The organism is Photobacterium sp. OFAV2-7, assembly GCF_022347985.1.
In the GTDB taxonomy this organism is placed as follows: domain Bacteria; phylum Pseudomonadota; class Gammaproteobacteria; order Enterobacterales; family Vibrionaceae; genus Photobacterium.
Genome location: NZ_JAKRFQ010000427.1, coordinates 1 through 4,265, shown reverse-complemented (window position 1 = coordinate 4,265; position 4,265 = coordinate 1). Strand labels below are relative to the sequence as shown.

Below are 4,265 nucleotides of genomic sequence, written 5' to 3'. Positions count from 1 at the left end.
CCGATCTTACCGACTGCTACCACTTAAGGCCCAACATCATGCAGTTTAGCCCGCTCCCTATACCCAAGAAGCTTACATTGTTGCCCGGTTTCAAAAAGCCATGATCATGCGCCATCGCGGCGGTAACAGGCAAAGAAACACTGCCCATATTTCCCATCAGGCGATAGGTTGGGAATTCTTTACCAACAGGAATATTCAATGCATTTAACACCTGTTTCCGGTTAGATGCCCCTACTTGATGACAAATAACCTTATCGACCTGATCGACAACCCAGTTACGCTGCTCAAGAAAATGCTGCCAGGTATCACGCGCCAACTGAACCCCTTCCTTAAGCAGGCTCACACCGTCGGTACGCATATACTCACGGAACAACTGCGGCCCAACTTCCTGCAGGCCCCACTGGCAAAGGTCATGATGTTCCGGTGCCGACAGATGGCTCGCACCCAGCAATTGGTGCTGGCGAGTATTGCGAAGCGGAAGGCTACCGTCAGTCAGTAACACTGCAACAGCCCCCGAGCCACCGGTCAGCGTTGCCAGCGACTGGGCAAAGTTCTGCATGGTCGGTTCGGCCAGCATATGATCAATGGTGATGTCGACAATGTGACGGGCTGACTCACACGAAACCACCAGTCCTGCTTTAATCTGCCCCAGTTCGATACGGTTGGCGATATCCAGAATGCCGGAAAGCACGCCAAGACAGGCGTTGCTGATATCGTAAATGGCGGTATTGTTCGACACACCCAGCTCAGAGGCAATTCTACAGGCGGTAGCCGGTTCGTGCTGATCACGGCATACGCCGGTATAAATAACAGCGCCCAGATCCTCGACTCTTACACCCGTCTCATCAATCGATTTACGGGCTGCGGCCAGTGCGCCATCAGACAATACATGCCCTTTAGGCCACCAGCGACGCTCTTCGATCCCGGTTAATGCGGCAAGCTGCCCCATCGGGATTCGGAATTTCTGATACAAAGGAGCTAAACGGGATTCAAGCTCAGAGCTTGTGACCACTTGTGGTGCTAGCTCGTAAGCCAGACTATTGATAAAAACGCGGGAATATTTCATTCAACTATTGTAACTGCTCACTATCTCGGTCAAAACAGCACCGATCGTCATTTTTTATGCATACTTGCGCGTCATTGGAGCAAGAAAAGAACGAGGATTCAATAAAAACTGCCAGATAACGAGATGTAGGCTGGCTCATATGACCAGTACAAAAGGTATTATGTCAAAAGCTAACCTAATGTAGAGTGCCATTCGTGATACATATTCTTGCTCAGGCAAGATAGTATAAACCACCTTATAGATTGAGAGACAGAAACCAAGATGAGCAAGGTATATCATCACCCGGTACAAATTTATTACGAAGATACTGACCACTCTGGTGTGGTATACCACCCGAACTTCCTCAAATATTTCGAACGCGCCCGTGAACATGTTATTGATAGTGACAAGTTGGCGCGACTATGGAACGAGCATGGACTCGGGTTTGCGGTCTACAAGGCCAATATGATCTTCCAAGATGGTGTTGAGTTTGCAGAAGTTTGCGATATTCGCACTACGTTTACCCTAGACGGCAAATACAAAACCCTATGGCGTCAGGAAGTCTGGCGACCTGGAGCCACCCGGGCAGCTGTTATCGGCGATATCGAAATGGTCTGCCTGGATAAAGAAAAGCGTTTGCAGCCTGTTCCAGAAGAAATCCTGCGCTCCATGATGGATGGCTGATCCTAGCCAGCCTGGCTGCTTCAGACAGGCTGGACACACTACTATTCACACACCCTAGTTACACAAAACAACTCACACCAAAGCAATATCACGCATAGTAGCAGCTATTTGCTACGACCTCGATTCCACGTATTCCTGTCACCTTTCAATCATGCTTATTTGCAAAAATGAGGTATAGGTCAAGTTTTGACAAGAGTCTGAGTATTTGCACTAAATCAACCAAGTTAAATCATTAAATTCAATTAGTTATGAATATTGATAATACAATAAAAGAGATTTTCGATTTTATAACTGGTCTGAAGAGATCCTACCTCCCCATTCAGGCGATTGTAACGAAAAGCGACCTCGGGTAGGCTGCTGAGCCATCAACGGACGTAGCTGGCTTTCATAACGGATGGTAAGTACCTCCTTTTCTGATAATCGCAGCAGAATTATGATGGATACGACTTATATGTATGAAAGCTCTACCGCAAATCACCGAATGTCAGGAATATGCTACTGCTGATATGCACTATTCCACTCACAGCACATTCCGGCACATTGCTACCGCCAATCTCTTCCTAACTGGTGCATTTTCACACCGGTTATTACCATTTTTATTACACTTCTACCGACTTGCTTCGTATCTGTTGCCTACGCGCAGCACCTGCAACGAATATTTTGCACCCGATTTTCGGGTGCTCAGTGGAGACTCATAATGAGCCAAACCCCAAGCAACACGCATGAATCGCAAGAAGATAAGCGACTCAACAAGCGTCTGAAAGACATGCCAATCGCTATTGTTGGTATGGCAAGTATCTTTGCGAACTCACGTTACCTGAACAAATTCTGGGATCTGATCAGCGAAAAGATTGACGCGATCACCGAAGTACCTGAAACACACTGGCGCCCTGAAGACTACTACGATGCAGATAAGAGCACCCCGGATAAATCTTACTGCAAACGTGGCGGCTTCATGCCGGAAGTAGACTTCAACCCAATGGAGTTTGGTCTGCCACCAAATATTCTTGAATTAACAGATACCTCTCAGCTTCTATCGCTAATCGTGGCCAAAGAAGTCTTGGCCGACGCCAAACTGCCGGCAGATTACGACCGCGACAAGATCGGTATTACACTCGGTGTTGGTGGCGGCCAGAAGATCAGCCAGAGCCTGAATGCCCGTCTTCAGTACCCTGTTCTGAAGAAAGTCTTCAAAAACAGCGGGATCAGTGACGAAGACAGCGAGATGCTGATCAAAAAGTTCCAAGATCAGTACATTCACTGGGAAGAGAACTCATTCCCGGGCTCACTGGGCAACGTGATTGCGGGCCGTATCGCAAACCGCTTTGATCTTGGCGGTATCAACTGCGTCGTTGATGCAGCCTGTGCCGGCTCTCTTGCCGCGCTTCGCATGGCCCTTGGAGAACTGGTCGACGGCCGCAGCGAGATGATGATCACCGGCGGCGTCTGTACCGACAACTCGCCAACCATGTACATGAGCTTCTCCAAAACACCGGCCTTCACCACCAACGAAACCATTCAGCCGTTTGATATAGATTCAAAGGGAATGATGATTGGTGAAGGCATCGGCATGATCGCACTGAAGCGCCTTGAAGATGCTGAGCGCGACGGCGACCGTATCTATTCCGTTATCAAAGGTATCGGTGCCTCTTCGGACGGTAAGTTCAAGAGTATCTACGCTCCTCGTCCTGAAGGTCAGGCAAAAGCCCTCAAGCGTGCCTATGATGACGCGGGCTTCGCTCCTCATACCCTTGGCCTGCTAGAAGCCCACGGCACCGGAACCGCTGCAGGCGACGTCGCGGAATTCAAGGGGCTGAACTCGGTATTCAGCGAAGATAACGACGAGAAGCAGCACATTGCATTGGGTTCGGTGAAATCTCAGATTGGTCATACCAAATCGACAGCGGGAACAGCGGGCCTGATCAAGGCTGCACTGGCACTGCACCACAAAGTGCTGCCGCCGACAATCAATGTCACCACCCCGAACCCGAAACTGGCTATTGAAGATTCGCCTTTCTACCTCAACACCCAGACTCGTCCATGGATGCAGCGTGTTGATGGTACTCCGCGTCGTGCGGGTATCAGCTCATTTGGTTTCGGCGGTACCAATTTCCATGTCGTGCTTGAAGAATATAACCAAGAACATGCCCGTGGTGACAAATATCGTCAACGTGAAGTTGCGCAAACATTGCTGTTCAATGCGCCCTCTCGTGAAGCATTACTTGCAAGCCTGAAAGAAACGGCAGCAGATATTGCAAGCAGCAACACCGATCTCCAGACACTGGCTAAAACCCATGGGTTACGTAGCATAGACTCCTCCCATGCACGTTTAGGCCTCGTTGTTCAATCCGCTCATGACCTCCAGGCTCAGCTAGCCCAGGTCATTTCAACGCTTGAAAAGCAGACAAAAACACACTGGCAGCTACCAAACGGGACCAGCTACCGTGAATCAGCGCTTGTCTCTGAGCAAGGTTCGGCGAAAGTCGCTGCGCTCTTTGCCGGCCAGGGTTCACAATACCTCAATATGGGTCGTGAG

General features: G+C 49.5%; 3 protein-coding genes. 2 read left to right on the top strand and 1 reads right to left on the bottom strand.

Annotation, left to right across the window (positions count from 1 at the left end; translation table 11 throughout):
• Positions 1 to 16: 16 nt before the first annotated feature.
• Positions 17 to 1,066: a 3-oxoacyl-ACP synthase III gene (locus tag MHN01_RS18240; protein WP_239412646.1), complete on the bottom strand. Its 1,050-nt coding sequence runs from the start codon at positions 1,064 to 1,066 to the stop codon at positions 17 to 19.
• A 261-nt stretch (positions 1,067 to 1,327) separates the two neighbouring features.
• Here MHN01_RS18240 and MHN01_RS18235 point away from each other — a divergent pair, with 261 nt between their 5' ends.
• Together MHN01_RS18235 and MHN01_RS18230 are read left to right on the top strand one after the other, a co-directional pair.
• Positions 1,328 to 1,729 (top strand): thioesterase family protein, encoded by a 402-nt coding sequence (locus tag MHN01_RS18235; protein WP_239412645.1) that lies wholly within the window; start codon positions 1,328 to 1,330, stop codon positions 1,727 to 1,729.
• A gap of 697 nt (positions 1,730 to 2,426) precedes the next feature.
• Positions 2,427 to 4,265: beta-ketoacyl synthase N-terminal-like domain-containing protein (locus tag MHN01_RS18230; RefSeq protein WP_304622875.1), on the top strand; the 1,839-nt coding region annotated here is incomplete at its 3' end.

Coding starts and splice junctions, on each gene's coding strand:
- MHN01_RS18235 (WP_239412645.1), top strand. CDS start 1,328: ATGAGCAAGGTATATCATCACCCGGTACAAATTTATTACGAAGATACT.
- MHN01_RS18240 (WP_239412646.1), bottom strand. CDS start 1,066: ATGAAATATTCCCGCGTTTTTATCAATAGTCTGGCTTACGAGCTAGCA.